Source organism: Dyadobacter sp. HNCC25DJ187, assembly GCF_056895255.1.
This window is the reverse complement of record NZ_JBXHAT010000001.1, coordinates 2,201,687-2,217,479: the sequence shown is the minus strand read 5'-3', so window position 1 is coordinate 2,217,479 and position 15,793 is coordinate 2,201,687. Positions and strand designations below refer to the sequence as shown.

Below are 15,793 nucleotides of genomic sequence, written 5' to 3'. Positions count from 1 at the left end.
AAAAGTATCTAAAAATATCCTTCGTATTTAAAACAAATGAGGATTGTTGGCAGGTTTAGAGAAACTGTTATTATTTTATCAATACTTTTGGAGTAGAAGTAAAATTATTATAGAATAAATACGATGACAGCAGTGGGAAAAAGAGTTATAATACCAGTTTTAGCAGTGGTAGCTGCGTTGGCAATATATTTTGTCTTCGTTCGTCAAGAAAACGTGACGGAAGAAGGGGCAATTTCAACAGAAGCTAATGGTGTTTATTTGTCTGGTCTGGTTGATGCCGGAGGGCAGCAGTCAGCAATGCCGGAAGATAAGCTTGTTTTTCTAAACATTTGGGCTACATGGTGCGGACCTTGTAATATGGAAATGCCTGGTATACAGAAATTATACGATAAGTATAAAGACAATGAAAAAGTGGCATTTTATATTATTTCTGATGAGGACTTTTCTATCGTGAGCCCTTTCATAGAACGAAAGGGATATAACCTGCCATTCTATCAGTTTGCCGGATCTTATCCGGCATTGCTCGATGGCAATGCAATTCCGCGTACCTACATCATACATAAAGGAAAAGTGCTGGCGCAGGAGGTAGGTGCCTCACAATGGGATCGTCCTGAAATTATTGAGCTTATTGACAAGCATATCGCTGAAATTTAAACAACCGGTTTGCCACTAAATGAAGAATGCCACAACAAATGTCGTGGCATTCTTCATTTATAATCTTACGGAGATTATTCTACGATGAATGTACCCTTCATCAAAGCATAGTGTCCCGGAAAGCTACAGATGTACGTATATGTTCCTTTTTTAGGAGCCGTGAATGTAATTGTATCACTTTCCCCACCACCTACAAGCTTCGTGTGAGCGATAATGCTTGCTGCTTCTGATTTAGGAATATATTCTGTTTCGCGGGCAGCAGCAGCTTTCGACCCGAAGGCAGCTACGTCAGTACCTGTTTTTAGCAACACAAAATTGTGACCCATTGCAGCTTTAGCAAGCTTACCTGAGTGAGTCAGAGTAAGTTTTACTTTCTGGCCAGCTTTCACTTTAATTTCTTTAAGATCAAACTGCATGGCATCGCTACCTTTTATAACTATGGCTTTTTCTTGTTTTGCATCACTAACTTCAACCTTAGAAGCTGCATTTACAGTAGTTGCAGATGCACCAAAAGCGATTACAGAAGCAAGAAACAATACGCTAAAACTGATCCTTTTCATATTTGAATAATAGTAAACTTGTTAATTTGAATTACTGCGTGCAATTTAATAGATGATAAAGTAAAAAAATAGTACATTAACAATTGTTTGAAAAAAACAAATGATTAGAAAAGCACTTTGAATTCATCCCTTAATGCTCTTCCTGAACACAGGACGGCGAGTGTCATCATATAACGGTTTATATCCAGCGGACTCATGGGTATTGGAATTTCTCTGGATTTGGTAGCCAGGGCCACAAACATCATTGAAAAAATGATCCATAAAGCACTGGTTTGTTTTCCTGCAAGCCCGAGGCAGCATATCAATAAGGTAATAATAAGGCAGAGGGGCTGAATAATCAATCCCATAAATTCTACATGATACCACACGATGCAGTAGAAGAGCAAAAGTCCGATCAAAACTGTAGAGTAGAAAAGGAACACGCCGGATTTGTAACGCATGATAAGGCACCATGTGGCCGAAACTACTGAGATAGAGCCAAGCGTCCGCTCAAGCGATAACGCTATAACAGGAAAATTATCGGGTAACCGGAGCCCCGTTAGCACGATTAATTCGGTGAAAGCAGTAAGTGAAATGCTAAGTAGGAAGATGCCCCAGAGCAGTCGGTTGAAATAAGATTGACGGTTGAGGTACCTGTAAAAAACGAATATACCTGTCAGGCAGAGTGTCAGGTTTGAAAATAGGTTAGGATTAATGGGCATATCTCAGAAAGGCGGAATAATCTCAAAAAAGCAATTTACAAATTATGACTACATTTTGCTACTTCGTGCTTTTCGTCCTACTTTTACCAAAAAAACAGATTTACCAACATGAGCGTTTTAGTTAATAAAAATTCTAAGATTATAGTTCAGGGATTTACGGGTTCTGAGGGCTCTTTTCATGCCCAGCAAATGATTGAGTACGGTACGAACGTGGTAGGTGGTGTTACACCTGGCAAAGGAGGACTTTCTCATCTTGAGAGGCCTGTCTTCAATACCGTTGATCTGGCAGTACGTGCAACCGGAGCAGATGTATCTATCATATTTGTGCCGCCGGCATTTGCTGCAGATGCTATTATGGAAGCCGCTGATGCTGGTATTGGTGTCATAGTTTGTATCACAGAAGGAATTCCTACAAAAGATATGATGCAGGCAAAGGAATACATCAAAGGCAAAAACTGCCGTTTGATTGGTCCTAACTGTCCTGGTGTTATCACAGCCGATGAATGTAAAGTAGGCATCATGCCTGGTTTTATTTTCAAAAAGGGAACAATTGGTATTGTTTCCAAATCAGGAACACTTACGTACGAAGCAGTTGATCAGCTAACACGTGCAGGCCTTGGACAGACAACTGCCATTGGTATTGGTGGAGATCCGATCATCGGAACAACAACCAAAGAAGCAGTGGAGCTTTTAATGAATGATCCTGAAACGGAAGCGATTGTTATGATTGGGGAAATTGGCGGAAGCATGGAGGCGGATGCAGCTCATTATATCAAATCTACAGGAAATAAGAAACCAGTTGTAGGTTTTATCGCGGGTCAGACAGCCCCAAAAGGACGTCGTATGGGTCATGCGGGTGCGATCATCGGTGGTGCTGACGATACTGCAGAAGCAAAAATCCGTATCATGAAAGAATCTGGTATATTCGTAGCAGAGTCACCTGCACTGATCGGAGAAACAATGCTTCTTGCTTTGGGCAGAAAATAACAGACCATTTATCTTACTAATACTTCAAGGAGGGCTGGGGAAACCCCGCCCTTTTTAATATACGATGAAGTCCATACTATCATTCCTCTTTTGGGCTTTTACCATCCTGTTCTTTACCGGGAGCAATTCCTTTGCTGGTCCGGGAGCTACTCCTCCCGATCAATTCTTTCCTATATATAATTACCAGAATGACTGGCTGGTCTATAATAGTCAGTATAAAAACTATGTACCTTTTTCCCAGGAAATCAATGACGATTCCAGGTATGTAAGTACTTACATAGACCTTCTTAAAAACAGGAATTACTTTTTATTGCTCAAAACGGAAAGCAAAAGTTATCTTTTTCTGGATGGTGCACTTCAAAAAGAAGTCCCGCAACAAAAATGGCTTGTCGTGAGTATTGATAGTCTTTACAAAATTTACAAAAGGGATGAGTTGCTTCTTACGGTATATGGGAGTGCAGGAATAGGAGATAAAAACCTTTTGTTGTGTAACCAAAGGCAGACCAATGATCCTGTCGGTTTACAGGGAGGGGCATCGCGCTTTATCAATATCAAGCCTATTAACTTTTCTCCGTTTGGTAGTTTTGCAGTAATGGCCATGCTGGTTGTACTTGTGCTGAGTGCATGGTTGCACAATACGAACCCTTCGGCTTTCGCCAGGCTTATCAATCCGATTGATTTTCTAAGAAATGATCCGAGAGATCCACTTACCAAATTTTACAAACCTTACAGTAATAGCATCCTGTTATTTGTACTCGTAGTGGCCATGTTGAGCAGTTTTGTGGTCATATTCCTCGCGGTGAACAGAGTAAATATATTTTCGGTCAGTACAATTCTGTCAGAAAAGGGGAATGCCTTTCAGCTTATCGGAGATTTTTTCCTAATCTCAGGAATATTTTTTTTGTTGTACTATGGTAAGTACATTCTTATGTTAATGATAGGGAATATGCTCAACCTGGATAAGCTCGTAGATATCGTATTTATTAAAATAGTACAATCATCCTACCTGTTTTATGTAGCTGTTTTTCTTCTTGTTTTTATGCTAACGTTCAACGGGCCCTTGTGGCTGGATTCCGTACGACCATTTATTTTAATTCCATTCCTGATTTTCTACATCATCCGTTTCGTTGCCTTGTATATCGTCAGCACTCCACCTGGTACCTTTATAAATCTGTATTTATTTTCGTACCTTTGCGTCATTGAAATTATCCCGCTGATCGTTGGTATAAAGTTTGCATTGTAGATATTCCGAACCAGCGGGAACAAACTAATTGAGGCTTATACATGAATGAGACTATCAAATTTGATCAGGATCGGTTAACAAAAGTTACCAGTCTATTGGTTAGCCAGTCCAGACCAGCAGACGAAAATTCACCTTATTTTGAATTAGAACGTAAGTACAATGTTAAGGTCGATTTTCGTCCCTTCATCCAGATTGACGGGGTTTCTTACAAAGAGTTCCGTAAACAAAAAGTGAATATCCTGGATCATACTGCGGTTATTTTTACAAGCCGAAATGCGATCGATCATTTTTTCAGAATTTGCAACGAAGGCAGGATTGAAGTGCCGGCTACGATGAAGTATTTTTGTATTTCGGAACAGACAGCCAATTATCTCCAGAAATACATTGTGATCCGGAAACGCAAAATTTTCGCGGGTACCAAAACAGCTGCGGAATTGATTGAACTGATGCGTAAGCACAAAAAAGAAAAGTTCCTGTATCCTTGTTCCGATGTAAGAAGAAACGATATACCGGAGTTTGCAGACACGGAAGAATTTCACTTCACAGAAGCAACCATGTATCAGACTGTATCATCTGATCTATCGGATTTGACTGAAGTATTCTATGACATTATAGCATTCTTCAGTCCGTCAGGTATCAAATCATTATTTGACAACTTTCCGGATTTTAAACAGAATGCTACCCGCATTGCTGCATTTGGTCCTACTACGGCGAAAGCGGTTGAAAATGCTGGTTTAATACTTGATATTCAGGCTCCATTGCCTAATGCTCCATCGATGACAGGAGCTCTTGAACTTTACATTAAAGAAGCCAACAATAAATAGGAATTGTATTTCAGTAAAAAGGCCGGGAAATTTTCCCGGCCTTTTTACTGAAATTATCAATTTTTTTAAGCAATATGCGTTATTGATTCATAAATTACTACGAGCGAATCTTTTTAACCTAACCTATTGGTATGGCATTGACGTCTATCTCACAACGTATTAAATGTACCCGGCTATTTGCTTTTTTAGTATTTGTTTCGTCAGGTGCTATGGCTCAAAAAGATGCGCAATTCAGTTTGTTCTCCTTGAATCAGCTTTATTTTAATCCTGCAGCAGCAGGTGCGGGAGGAGTAACCCGTTTTCAACTCACACATCGTACTCAGTATGCCGGCTATCAGGCTACTAATCCTAGTGACGAAGGTGGTGCGCTTTCCACACAGCTGTTTTCATTTAGCATGCCTATTAAAAATTTTGGGATAGGCTTCTATGCGTTAAATGACCGTACAGGTCCTCTTTCTCATCAGGATTTCAAAGTTTCTGCAGCCTACAAGATTCCACTTTTGGGAGGTGATTTACAATTGGGTGCTAGTGCCGGAATTTTCAGACAGGCAATGGATTTTAATAAACTCAGGCCGTTAGATGCTGATGATCCCCTACTACAAACGGGTGTAGTCAGTGAAATGAATCCGGATGTTACCTTAGGTGCGAGGTATGAAAATGAAACCTTTTACGTTGGCCTTTCTATGAACCATCTTTTACAGCCCAAATATAGCTTTGGTTCCGATCTTGCCACTAACCCGTTGGCAAGAACCGTGTATCTGAATGCCGGATTAAATCTGGAAGTAGGGTATTTGGTAGATGTGCAGCCTATCGTTCTTGTTAAATCTGATTTTGCTGTTTATTCTGCTGAAGGTGGAGCTACTGTTACCTTTAATAAGAGATTCTGGGTAGGAGGGACTTACCGTCATCAGGATGCGTACATTATTGCTATGGGTGGATTGTATCTTCTTGAAGATCAGTCATTAAGATTATCGGGAGCTTATGATTTCGTGATAGGTGGAAACAGAGCCAAATCAGCATCTTCTTTTGAAGTTTTGTTATCCTATGATCTGCCTTCTCCTAAGTTCGGGAAAAAGACAATTATCCGTACACCGAGGTTTAGATTCTGATAGCAGTATAGTTATATCTTAAATGTAAAAAATGTTATTTGGTATGGTTGCGGAGTGGAAACTGACTTTTTTTGTTTTCCACTTCGGGATATGTAAAGTTCAGTTTGTGAAACTTTAATTTATATTTGTAAAATTTTCCAGGGGTATATCATAACGATTATTCTGATCGTTATGACGAATATCCGTATAATTGAAATGGCAAAAGTGCTGGGAATGAAACTTAAGCCAGTGTCATGTCAATTGTTACTTTTGTTTTTGTTTAAAGTATACTATATAATTACCGCCGACGTTTTTAGGCTATCATTTATTACTCAAATTTTATAAAACCACTATGAATGTGAAAGTGTTCTATCGGGATGGAGTCAAAAGCCTGCTTTTGGTAGCCGCTCTTATGCTCATGCAGAGTTGCGGATTTATCAAAAGTAAGTTTGGAAAGGGAGGGAAGGAAGAAAGCGGAATTTCAAATGGGGAGATTACGGCTACTGCCCGCAAAGGATATAAGCAAACTACACCAGCTGGTATGGTAGTGATTCCTTCAGGATCATTTATCATGGGGCAGGCTGACGAAGATATAGCTGCATCCATGAACAATATGAATCGTCGGGTGACGATCAGTTCATTCTATATGGATGATACAGAAATTACCAATCATGAATACCGTCAATTTGTAGATGCCCTTTTGGTTGACTCAGTATCGGTACTTGGTGAAGAGGAGATCATGAGTAAATATTATCCGGATACCACTTCCTGGAAAAAAGACTTCGCATATTCTAATGGTGACCCTTTTGTTGAATATTATTACCAGCATCCAGGTTTTGATACTTATCCGGTAGTAGGTGTCAGCTGGCAAGGTGCTCAGTATTTCTCAAAGTGGAGAACGAATCTTCTTCACGATTTCCAGAATCAGGAAAACCAGTTCCACTCTACAGGTTTCCGTTTGCCAACTGAAGCAGAATGGGAATGGGCTGCAAGAGGTGGACGTGCTGTAGCTAAGTATCCATGGGGAAATCCATATACAATGAATGCAAAAGGATGTTTCCTGGCGAATTTCAAGCCACAGCGTGGAAATTACGATGCAGATGGATATCCTTACACCGCACCTGCAAATGCTTACAATCCTAACGACTTCGGCCTATACAACATGGCTGGTAACGTGGCGGAATGGACATCAGATGCTTATACTGATAATGCAACTGCCATTGTTTGGGATATGAATCCAAGATATGATAATCCTGATGAGCCTCGCAAAGTAATCAAAGGAGGATCATGGAAAGATATTGCCTATTATCTTCAGACAGGTACTCGTAGTTTTGAGTATGAAACAGAACGTCGTGCTTTCATTGGTTTCCGTTGCGTAATGGATAATGTCAATGACCGTGGTGGAGCACGTTCACGCCGTCGCTAAAAATTTTAATATAGAAAAAGAAGCAGCGTAAATCACTCTGCTTCTTTTTTACGGCCTTCTCCTATCGCACAAATTTTTATTACAATAACTAAATTTTTCACTGTAACCGATTTTCATTCGTATGGCTAAGAATAGCGGACCTAGTTTTGTTTGGGATAAACTGGTACCAACGATTTACAGCGCCGGTGCTGCTGTCGTTATTTTAGGAGCTTTATTTAAAATTCAACATTGGGATGGAGGTAGCGAAATGCTTACCATCGGTTTGGGGACAGAGGTACTTATATTTTTACTTTACGCACTACAAACATTGACCCAATCATCAGATCGTGAGCCGGACTGGACACGTGTTTATCCTGAGCTTGCTGATGATTATTCAGGACCAGCTATCAATCGTGCTTCTTCAGGACCGTCAAGTGGTGTTACTGCTAAGCTTGATAACATGTTGGATAATGCCAAAATTTCTCCTGATGTGTTTGATAGTCTTGGAAAAAACTTTCGTGCACTTTCCGACACTGTAGGTAAAATCACAGATTTGACTGATGCAACAGTAGCTACCAACGATTATGCAAGAAATGTAAAATCAGCTTCGGCAGCTATCGGGGATATGAACAAGTCTTACGGAGTGGCTATCAATGCGATGACTTCAATGGCAGATGCAACCAAGGATGCTCAGTCTTATCGTGAACAATTTCAGCAGATCACAAAAAACATGGGTGCTCTGAATGCAGTTTATGAACTTGAATTGCAGGATACAACCAAGCACCTGAAGGCAATGAACGCATTCTATGGTAATCTTACAACTGCTATGGAAAATATGGCGGATGCTACCAAAGAGTCTCAAGTATTTAAAAGTGAGATGAATAAGTTGACAACCAACATTTCTTCTCTGAATGGTATTTATGGTAATATGCTGACCGCCATGCGTGGTAATGCGTAAAACCTACAATTACAGTACAGGCAGATTAGGAATGATACATTGTTTGTGCTTTTAAATTATTCAATCACTGATAACTGACTACTGAACAATATGGCAGGTGGAAAAGAAACACCCCGTCAAAAGATGATTGGAATGATGTATCTGGTACTTACAGCAATGCTCGCATTGCAGGTAAGTTCAGCGATCATAGAGAAATTCATCCTCCTGAATAATTCTCTGGAACTATCTTCCGGAGCAGCCAATAAGATTAACCAGGAAACGGTACTTAAAATTAAAGCAGCTGTTGAAAAGTCGGGTAACCGTGCCGCCGATGTTGCGGTAATGAAACAAGCTGATGATGTAAGAAAATATTCTACTGATATCATTAATGAACTGAATGGACTTAAGCAGCAGATTATCGCTGAAGCCGGAGGTGGACGTAATGAAGAGGGGGGAATTAAAAATCCTCAGGAAGAAGGTAAAGTGGCAGAGCTCATGGTTGGAGGGCAAAAGAATGGTAAAGCTTACAAACTGAAAGAAAGTTTGAATGGCTATACAACTCAGCTTAACAACATAGCGCAGAATAAGTTTATGCCTCTTGCAATGGATGGTAAAGACGATCCTGTTGCAAAAGATAACAGGGATCAGAAAAATAAAGATTTCGCAGAACTGAATTTTGCTCAGACTCCAGTTGCCGCTGCACTTGCTGTTTTAAGTCAGAAACAAACGGATATCCGTAGAATGGAAGGCGAAGTGTTGAACTACCTTGCAAGTAAAGTAGGTGCTGCGGATGTGAAGTTCGACCGGATTCTGGCCATGATTAGTGCTGATGCTAAAACTGTAGTAGCAGGTACCAAATTCAAAGGACAAATGTTTATAGCTGCTTCTGCTTCAGGTTTAACTCCACGTATGAGTTTGAATGGAGCAGCAGTTAAAGTTGAGAATGGTGTAGGTCTTGTCGAGTTCACTGCTCAGGGTGGTGGATATAACGCTGATGGTATAGCAAAACGCGAATTATCTGGTAAAATCACTATCCCGACACCTTCAGGACGTGATACGACCTACAACATGACTCAGGAATATTTTGTAGTAAAGCCTTCGTATCAGATCGAAACAGGAACGTTACCTCCACTTTATTTTGGCTGTGCGAACAAATTAAGTATACAAAGTCCGTCGCTTGGAGCATTATGGGCACCTTCCTTTTCAACAGATGGTGGTGAAATTATTCCAAGTGGTGAAAAAGGTAAATTTACGATCGTACCTAATAAAGCTTCTCTGAACATTACAGTAAGTAATGGTGGAAACGTTTTAGGTTCGGATCCTTTCAGAGTAAACCGCGTTCCAAAACCTTCTCTGGAGGTTAGAGTAAACGGAGCAGCATTTGATGAAAGAAGAGGTATTGCGGCATCTGCTGCCAGAAGTATTCAGGTCGTTGCAGTGCCAGACGAGAGTTTCAAAAATTTCTCACCTCAGGATGCACGTTTCCGGGTATCTTCAATTGAAGTTTCATTGGCGAGAGGTACGAGAAGAATTAATGGTGTGACATTGAATGGTGGTGGAGGATCTATTTCCAGCCTTGCACAACAAGCACAACCTGGTGATCGTTATGTAATCACTGTCAATAAGGTTGAACGTCAAAACTTTAAAGGAGCCATAAGTGAAGTGGAAATGGGAAATCAATTCCGTACAGTACCTTTGAACTAAGATCTGAAAGTATCGCGTTAGGCATATAAGAACACTAGAGTTATGATAAGAATGAACAGAAAAACAATTGCGTGGTCTTTGCTTGCTTTCTCCGTAAGCTCTGCTGCTGTTCACGCGCAGGAAAAAGTGGATTCAGTGGAGAATCGCTTTTCGTCCCGTCCAATCAGTGACGGTGACCTTATGATGAAACGAACGTTGTGGAGAAGGGTTGATCTGAAGGAGAAGCAGAATATCTCTATGTTTTCCAAAAACAACGAGATCACGCGTTATCTTCTTGAAGCTGCCAAGGCTGGTCTGATAGATGCTTATACAAATGATTCATGTACTGTGAAGGTCACTTCCGGTGATATTCATACAAGGCTGTTAATACCAAATCAGGTAGCAGGACTTTCTGCTGATGAAATTGCAGCTGGTTTTGGAACGCCTGCAGCTGCTAATGATGGTGGATGGGATGCGAAACCAAAAGCGGATGCTACTAAGCAGGCCAACGCTACTGACGACGGTTGGGGAGAGCCAGTTAAGAAGGAAGCTGAAGTAGTAGATGACGGTTGGGGACCTCCAAAGAAAAAATCTACTAAGAAAGGCGCCAAAACCGAAGTAGCTAAGAAGGAAGAACCAGTAGCAGAACCGGTTGTAGATACTTTCCAGCAGCAGCAAGTTGCAGCTGCTACGGAAGAAGAGTACTTCCCTGAGCAACTTTCTATTCTTGAAATTAAGGAAGATTGGGCATTTGATAAAAAACGTTCACGTCTGTACACCGATATTCAGACTCTAACGATTGTTCTTCCTTCTGATCAGACAGCAAGTGGTTTGGAACTTCCGGTTGCTTCTTTCAGATACAAAGATGTTGAACGTTTGTTCCGCAGTGATCCTAAGAAGTATATCTGGTATAACACGGAGAATACGGCTCAGAACAAAAACCTTGCAGATGCTTTTGATCTGCGGTTATTCTGGGGAAGAATTACAAAGTTCTCTAATGCTAACGACAGGGCATTTTTGGATATCTACGGAGGAGAAAAAGAAGCTTTGATTAAATCCCTTAACTACGAGCAAGAGCTTATGGAGCTGGAGCACGGACTTTGGGAATACTAAGATGATCTATATATGATATGAGAATGGCCGCTTAAATTAGCGGCCATTTTTGTTATAAGCAAATCTGTGATGTATTCGACTGTTATAAGATCTTCAAGAATAGTTGCGAACAACTATATAATTTGGATTATGGAATATAAATCTTAAGCACATGTGCTACTTGATTTTATTTACTAATCAATAAAGCCTTTCTGACTGTAATTGTATAAATACAAAAAAGGCAGCCTGCGATTTGATTCGTTACAGACTACCTTTTATAAATGGTTATTGGCTGAGTGTGTTACTTCCTGATCGCGCCAGTTTTTACATCTTTTTCTGTCAGTCCTAGTATAGACATTGCTTCTTCATACGTCTTACTTTTTAATTCTCCATTCACTCTGCCGAGAAGCTCCGCCGGAACCACAATTATTTTAATGTCCTGTGCTATGCGGGTAGGGGCAGCGTTCTGTTCCTCAGACCAGGAAGTCATTATAATATCTATGAAAAAATTGTTGTCTTCTATATAATGAACAAATGTAAAATTGGAAAATTTATTGTCTTGAGCATTTTGTCCAAAGTTTACAATTCCGGGTACCGGCCAGAAAACGCCTTGTGACTTAATGTACACGAGAACTGCAGAGTTTTCAAATAAGGCTGCATCAGAAGCACTAGGAAACGTAAGTCCTGAATAAAAGTTACCATTCACGTCTGTTGTATCAGCACCACTTGTAAAAACAAAAGATCCGCCACCACTGCCTTCACCATCCTGTCCCGCGGGACCTTGTGGGCCGGTTGCCCCGGTAGTTCCTTGTTCACCCTGAGGGCCTACATCACCCTGAGGTCCTTTGCAACTAACCGTAACACCAATAAGGCCAACCCAGGCAATCATTAATAGTTTTTTGAACATAATAGCTAAATGTTTAGTGATTTAAAAATATAGTTTTTGATCTATACGCAAAGGATAATGGAAGTGACGAATTGAGCCGTCCAAAGTATCACAAAGTACATAAAATATTTTTCAATCCCGCTTCGTGTCCAAAGAATCAATTCCGGCATCTGTAGGACGGTAGGTGATGTATTCCGCCAGATTCTTTTTGTTCGCTTCCGGAAGTTGTAAATCTATTTTCCAGTTCATGGAAGCGGCCAGCTGAAACATCATAAGCTGGACCTGGTTGGTAGCGATACGTGGCAAATCACTTTGAAGTGCTTTTTCATTCATGGTCTGCTTGGCTTCATTCAGAATTGCAGTATAGTCATCGTTCTGAAAACGATTAAGCCAACCCTGTTCTATATCGTAAAACTTATAGTCGGTATCCATGGACAAGACTTCTGGCTCAGGAAAATGGTCGATCACAATACGACGGTCATTTCCGGATATATGGAAGCGCATTTTGCTGAAGTCATAACCCACCAATACTTTCGCCTTCGCAATGATAAGTGCTTTCTTTTTATCATTGATCAGATTCCATATGCTTTTGTTGTGTTGGTAATTGTATATTTCAGTAAAGTAACCCTCTGCCATCACCACCTTAAATACCTTCTCAATTCTCTCTACCAGTACAGTGGCCTCCGTTTGCGTATTGGCAGAAGAATGGTTCCGTTTAGAAAGTAGATAGTAAATTGCTGCACCCGAACACGCCCCGAAGAAAATTGATAAAATTAAAAAAAGTAGTGTGTTGCTATCCATGATCTCTATTTTTGCAATGTGAAGTCGACTATAACAGTAGTTATCTATACTTCTTGCGAATCATATAGTAACATACTATTGGGGACAGGGCCTAAATAAAATTCAGATAAAAAGAGGAGAATGCCAAATCACATACAGAAATACCTGATAGTACTTGCCGGCCCGACAGCCGTAGGTAAAACGGAGCTTTCAGTAAGGCTTGCCAATCGGCTGAAAACGGTAATAATCTCAGCCGATTCACGTCAGTTTTTCAAAGAGCTTAATATAGGAACGGCAAAGCCAAATGAAGAGGAATTGGCAGCTGTAAAGCATTATTTTATTAATTCTCATTCTATAACAGAAGTCTATAGTGCAGGAGATTTTGAGCGGGATGTGCTTCAACTCTTAGAAGCTCTTTTTGAACAATGTGATTGCGTGATTATGACGGGCGGTTCAGGTTTCTACATTAAAGCGGTAACTAAGGGATTGGATGCTTTACCGCAACCGTTGCCCGGATTACGCGAGAAACTTACGCAAAAACTTACGGAACAGGGACTGGAAATGCTCCAAAAAGAGGTAGCGGTCATTGACCCCATTTTTGCAGCTTCCAGTGAGTTTTTAAATCCTCAGAGGGTTGTGAGAGCACTGGAGGTATTTGAGACTACAGGCAAGCCAATTTCAGAATATCAGCAAAAAACAAAGAATGATCGCCCATTTAGTCAGATTCTCATCGCACTGGATCGTGACAGAGCAGAGTTATATGATCGAATTGATCTCCGGATGGACCTGATGTTGCAGCAAGGTTTAGTAGAAGAAGCCACGCAGTTGGAATTGTTCAGGCATCATCATGCCTTACAGACGGTTGGTTATAAAGAGGTATATGGCTTTCTGGACGGAGCATACAGTGAAAAGGAAATGGTCAGGTTGCTGAAACAGAATTCGAGACGATATGCCAAGCGCCAACTTACCTGGTTCCGGCATCAGGGAGATTTTCGCTGGTTTCATCCTGATACATTCGAAGAAATCCTCTCTTACATTCAAAGCAGTATGAAAAAGTAAAAGCCTGCCAATAATGTGTTGACAGGCCTTTATAATAATATATTGTCGGTAATTATGCCGGATACTCGTGAGGTAGCTCAATATTGATTTTCTCGTTCCAAGGCAAACCGTGCTGATTCAGCAAGTCCATGAATGGATCAGGATTCATTTCTTCCACATTGTATACACCGGGCTTCAGCCACTCCTCGTTGGTAAGCATCAGCATGGCACCGATCATTGCCGGTACACCCGTTGTATAGCTGACAGCCTGTGCTTTCACTTCACGGTAGCATTCAGCGTGATCACAGTTGTTCCAAACGTAGTAAGTTCTGTCTTCCCCTTCCTTTACTCCTTTGATCTGGCAACCTATTGAAGTCTGGCCTGAATAGTTTTCACCCAAAGAATCCGGTGCAGGTAATACTGCTTTCAGGAATTCAAGAGGAACGATATCCATGCCTTGGAATTTGATAGGAGCGATGCTTGTCATTCCCACGTTTTCAAGCACATTAAGGTGTGTGATATAGGCCTGCCCGAAGGTCATCCAGAACCTTGCGCGTTTCAGCGTAGGGAAGTTTTTTACCAAAGATTCAAGCTCTTCGTGGTAGAGTACATAACTTTCCTTAGGCCCGATTCCCGGGTAGTCGATCGATTTGTGGATGGACATGGCTGGAATTTCAATCCATTCACCATTTTCCCAGTAACGTCCTGGCTGAGTGATTTCTCTGATATTGATCTCAGGATTGAAGTTGGTAGCAAATGCTTTACCATGATCTCCTGCGTTGCAATCGATAATATCCAGATAGTGCATTTCATCGAAATGATGCTTGTTAGCATAAGCAGTGTACGCCTGCGTTACACCCGGATCAAATCCGCAACCCAGCAATGCCATCAGACCTGCTTCTTTAAAACGCTCCTGATATGCCCACTGCCAGCTATATTCAAATTTAGCGACGTCTTTTGGTTCGTAATTAGCCGTATCCAGGTAGTGCACTCCTGTTTCCAGACAAGCTTCCATCAACGTCAGATCCTGATAAGGCAGAGCTACGTTGATCAGCAATTTAGGTTGAAATCTTTTGATCAGAAGAACCGTTTCTGCAACGATATCAGCATCCACCTGAGCAGTTTCAATACTAACACCGTGCATTTCCTTGATCTCAGCAGCTATTTTATCACACTTGGCCTTTGTGCGGCTGGCAAGCATAATTTCGGTAAATACCTGGCTGTTCAGTGCGCACTTATGTGCAACTACACTTCCAACACCACCGGCACCAATAATAAGAACTTTAGACATTTTGTGAATTTAATGATTGACTGACAGAACCTTAACCTGTAAACTGTTTTTCACTTTGATATTTTTGGCAAAGATAGGAGGACTATATCTTTTTTTGTTAATTCAGAAGTAATTTAACACAACCACAATGGACATTTTATTACTGATTTCAGGTATTGCCTGTCTGATTGTAGGGCTGGCAGGAGCTGTACTTCCACTTCCCGGACCACCATTGAGTTATGGCGGACTTATTTTGCTTCACGTAAGCAAATACGCCGAATTTAGCAATACGGTACTGATTAGCCTGGGCTTTGTAACATTTGTTATTGCTGTGCTGGATTATTACATACCAATATGGGGCACCAAAAAATTCGGTGGTACGAAGTATGGTGCCATAGGTGCTACGGTTGGACTAATTGTTGGCTTTCTGTTTATTCCGGCAATTGGTATTTTTATCGGAACGTTTCTTGGAGCATTAATCGGTGAGTTGATCGGAGGAGCAGTTCCTCAAAGCGCATTACGGTCCGCATTTGGCTCTTTTATTGGATTCATAACCGGCATCGCTATTAAAGTTGTGCTTTGTCTGGTGATGATCGGATTCGCGGTCTATGAAGTGTGGGATAAATTCTGATACCGGTTAATGAC

Annotated in this window: 16 protein-coding genes; 11 read left to right on the top strand and 5 right to left on the bottom strand. The window is 40.9% G+C overall.

What is annotated here, in order from left to right; genetic code table 11:
- The first annotated feature begins 123 nt into the window (after nt 1-123).
- Nucleotides 124-654 (top strand): TlpA family protein disulfide reductase, encoded by a 531-nt coding sequence (locus AC1XUE_RS09175; RefSeq protein WP_483355635.1) that lies wholly within the window; start codon nt 124-126, stop codon nt 652-654.
- A 74-nt stretch (nt 655-728) separates the two neighbouring features.
- Here AC1XUE_RS09175 and azu read toward each other — a convergent pair whose 3' ends face one another.
- Together azu and AC1XUE_RS09165 are read right to left on the bottom strand one after the other, a co-directional pair.
- A complete protein-coding gene (gene azu, locus AC1XUE_RS09170; RefSeq protein WP_483355634.1) occupies nt 729-1,214 on the bottom strand; it encodes an azurin in 486 nt (161 codons plus the stop codon).
- Nucleotides 1,215-1,318: 104 nt separating this feature from the next.
- Nucleotides 1,319-1,915, bottom strand: coding sequence for a hypothetical protein (locus AC1XUE_RS09165; RefSeq protein WP_483355633.1), 597 nt, complete (start codon nt 1,913-1,915; stop codon nt 1,319-1,321).
- A 108-nt stretch (nt 1,916-2,023) separates the two neighbouring features.
- On the opposite strand from AC1XUE_RS09165, the gene sucD reads away from it, so the two are divergent.
- The 8 genes from sucD (at nt 2,024) to porN (ending at nt 11,195) form a co-directional block, all read left to right on the top strand.
- Nucleotides 2,024-2,902 (top strand): succinate--CoA ligase subunit alpha, encoded by an 879-nt coding sequence (gene sucD / locus AC1XUE_RS09160; RefSeq protein WP_483355632.1) that lies wholly within the window; start codon nt 2,024-2,026, stop codon nt 2,900-2,902.
- A gap of 64 nt (nt 2,903-2,966) precedes the next feature.
- Entirely contained in the window at nt 2,967-4,145 is a 1,179-nt protein-coding gene (locus AC1XUE_RS09155) for a DUF4271 domain-containing protein (protein WP_483355631.1), read from the top strand.
- A gap of 41 nt (nt 4,146-4,186) precedes the next feature.
- A complete protein-coding gene (locus AC1XUE_RS09150) occupies nt 4,187-4,969 on the top strand; it encodes a uroporphyrinogen-III synthase (RefSeq protein ID WP_483355630.1) in 783 nt (260 codons plus the stop codon).
- 131 nt (nt 4,970-5,100) lie between these two features.
- On the top strand, nt 5,101-6,078 hold the full coding sequence (locus AC1XUE_RS09145) for a PorP/SprF family type IX secretion system membrane protein (protein ID WP_483355629.1): 978 nt from the start codon (nt 5,101-5,103) through the stop codon (nt 6,076-6,078).
- Between the two features lie 331 nt (nt 6,079-6,409).
- Nucleotides 6,410-7,483, top strand: coding sequence for a T9SS ring complex lipoprotein PorK/GldK (porK, locus tag AC1XUE_RS09140; RefSeq protein ID WP_483355628.1), 1,074 nt, complete (start codon nt 6,410-6,412; stop codon nt 7,481-7,483).
- A gap of 121 nt (nt 7,484-7,604) precedes the next feature.
- The gene (porL, locus tag AC1XUE_RS09135) at nt 7,605-8,420 is read left to right on the top strand and encodes a type IX secretion system motor protein PorL/GldL (RefSeq protein WP_483355627.1); all 816 of its coding nucleotides are present in this window, start codon (nt 7,605-7,607) and stop codon (nt 8,418-8,420) included.
- A 90-nt stretch (nt 8,421-8,510) separates the two neighbouring features.
- A complete protein-coding gene (gene porM / locus AC1XUE_RS09130; protein ID WP_483355626.1) occupies nt 8,511-10,103 on the top strand; it encodes a type IX secretion system motor protein PorM/GldM in 1,593 nt (530 codons plus the stop codon).
- Nucleotides 10,104-10,154: 51 nt separating this feature from the next.
- Nucleotides 10,155-11,195 carry a type IX secretion system ring subunit PorN/GldN gene (gene porN, locus AC1XUE_RS09125; protein ID WP_483355625.1) on the top strand — a complete coding sequence of 347 codons (1,041 nt, stop codon included), beginning with the start codon at nt 10,155-10,157 and terminating at the stop codon, nt 11,193-11,195.
- Between the two features lie 280 nt (nt 11,196-11,475).
- Here the strand turns inward: porN and AC1XUE_RS09120 are convergent, their stop codons facing one another.
- Nucleotides 11,476-12,081, bottom strand: a complete 606-nt coding sequence (locus AC1XUE_RS09120; RefSeq protein ID WP_483355624.1) for a hypothetical protein — start codon at nt 12,079-12,081, stop codon at nt 11,476-11,478.
- 111 nt (nt 12,082-12,192) lie between these two features.
- Nucleotides 12,193-12,861, bottom strand: coding sequence for a DUF4230 domain-containing protein (locus AC1XUE_RS09115; RefSeq protein WP_483355623.1), 669 nt, complete (start codon nt 12,859-12,861; stop codon nt 12,193-12,195).
- A gap of 120 nt (nt 12,862-12,981) precedes the next feature.
- Here AC1XUE_RS09115 and miaA point away from each other — a divergent pair, with 120 nt between their 5' ends.
- A complete protein-coding gene (miaA, locus tag AC1XUE_RS09110; protein WP_483355622.1) occupies nt 12,982-13,899 on the top strand; it encodes a tRNA (adenosine(37)-N6)-dimethylallyltransferase MiaA in 918 nt (305 codons plus the stop codon).
- Nucleotides 13,900-13,951: 52 nt separating this feature from the next.
- Here the strand turns inward: miaA and AC1XUE_RS09105 are convergent, their stop codons facing one another.
- On the bottom strand, nt 13,952-15,169 hold the full coding sequence (locus AC1XUE_RS09105) for a saccharopine dehydrogenase family protein (RefSeq protein WP_483355621.1): 1,218 nt from the start codon (nt 15,167-15,169) through the stop codon (nt 13,952-13,954).
- A gap of 127 nt (nt 15,170-15,296) precedes the next feature.
- On the opposite strand from AC1XUE_RS09105, the gene AC1XUE_RS09100 reads away from it, so the two are divergent.
- On the top strand, nt 15,297-15,779 hold the full coding sequence (locus AC1XUE_RS09100; protein WP_483355620.1) for a DUF456 domain-containing protein: 483 nt from the start codon (nt 15,297-15,299) through the stop codon (nt 15,777-15,779).
- Nucleotides 15,780-15,793: the final 14 nt, after the last annotated feature.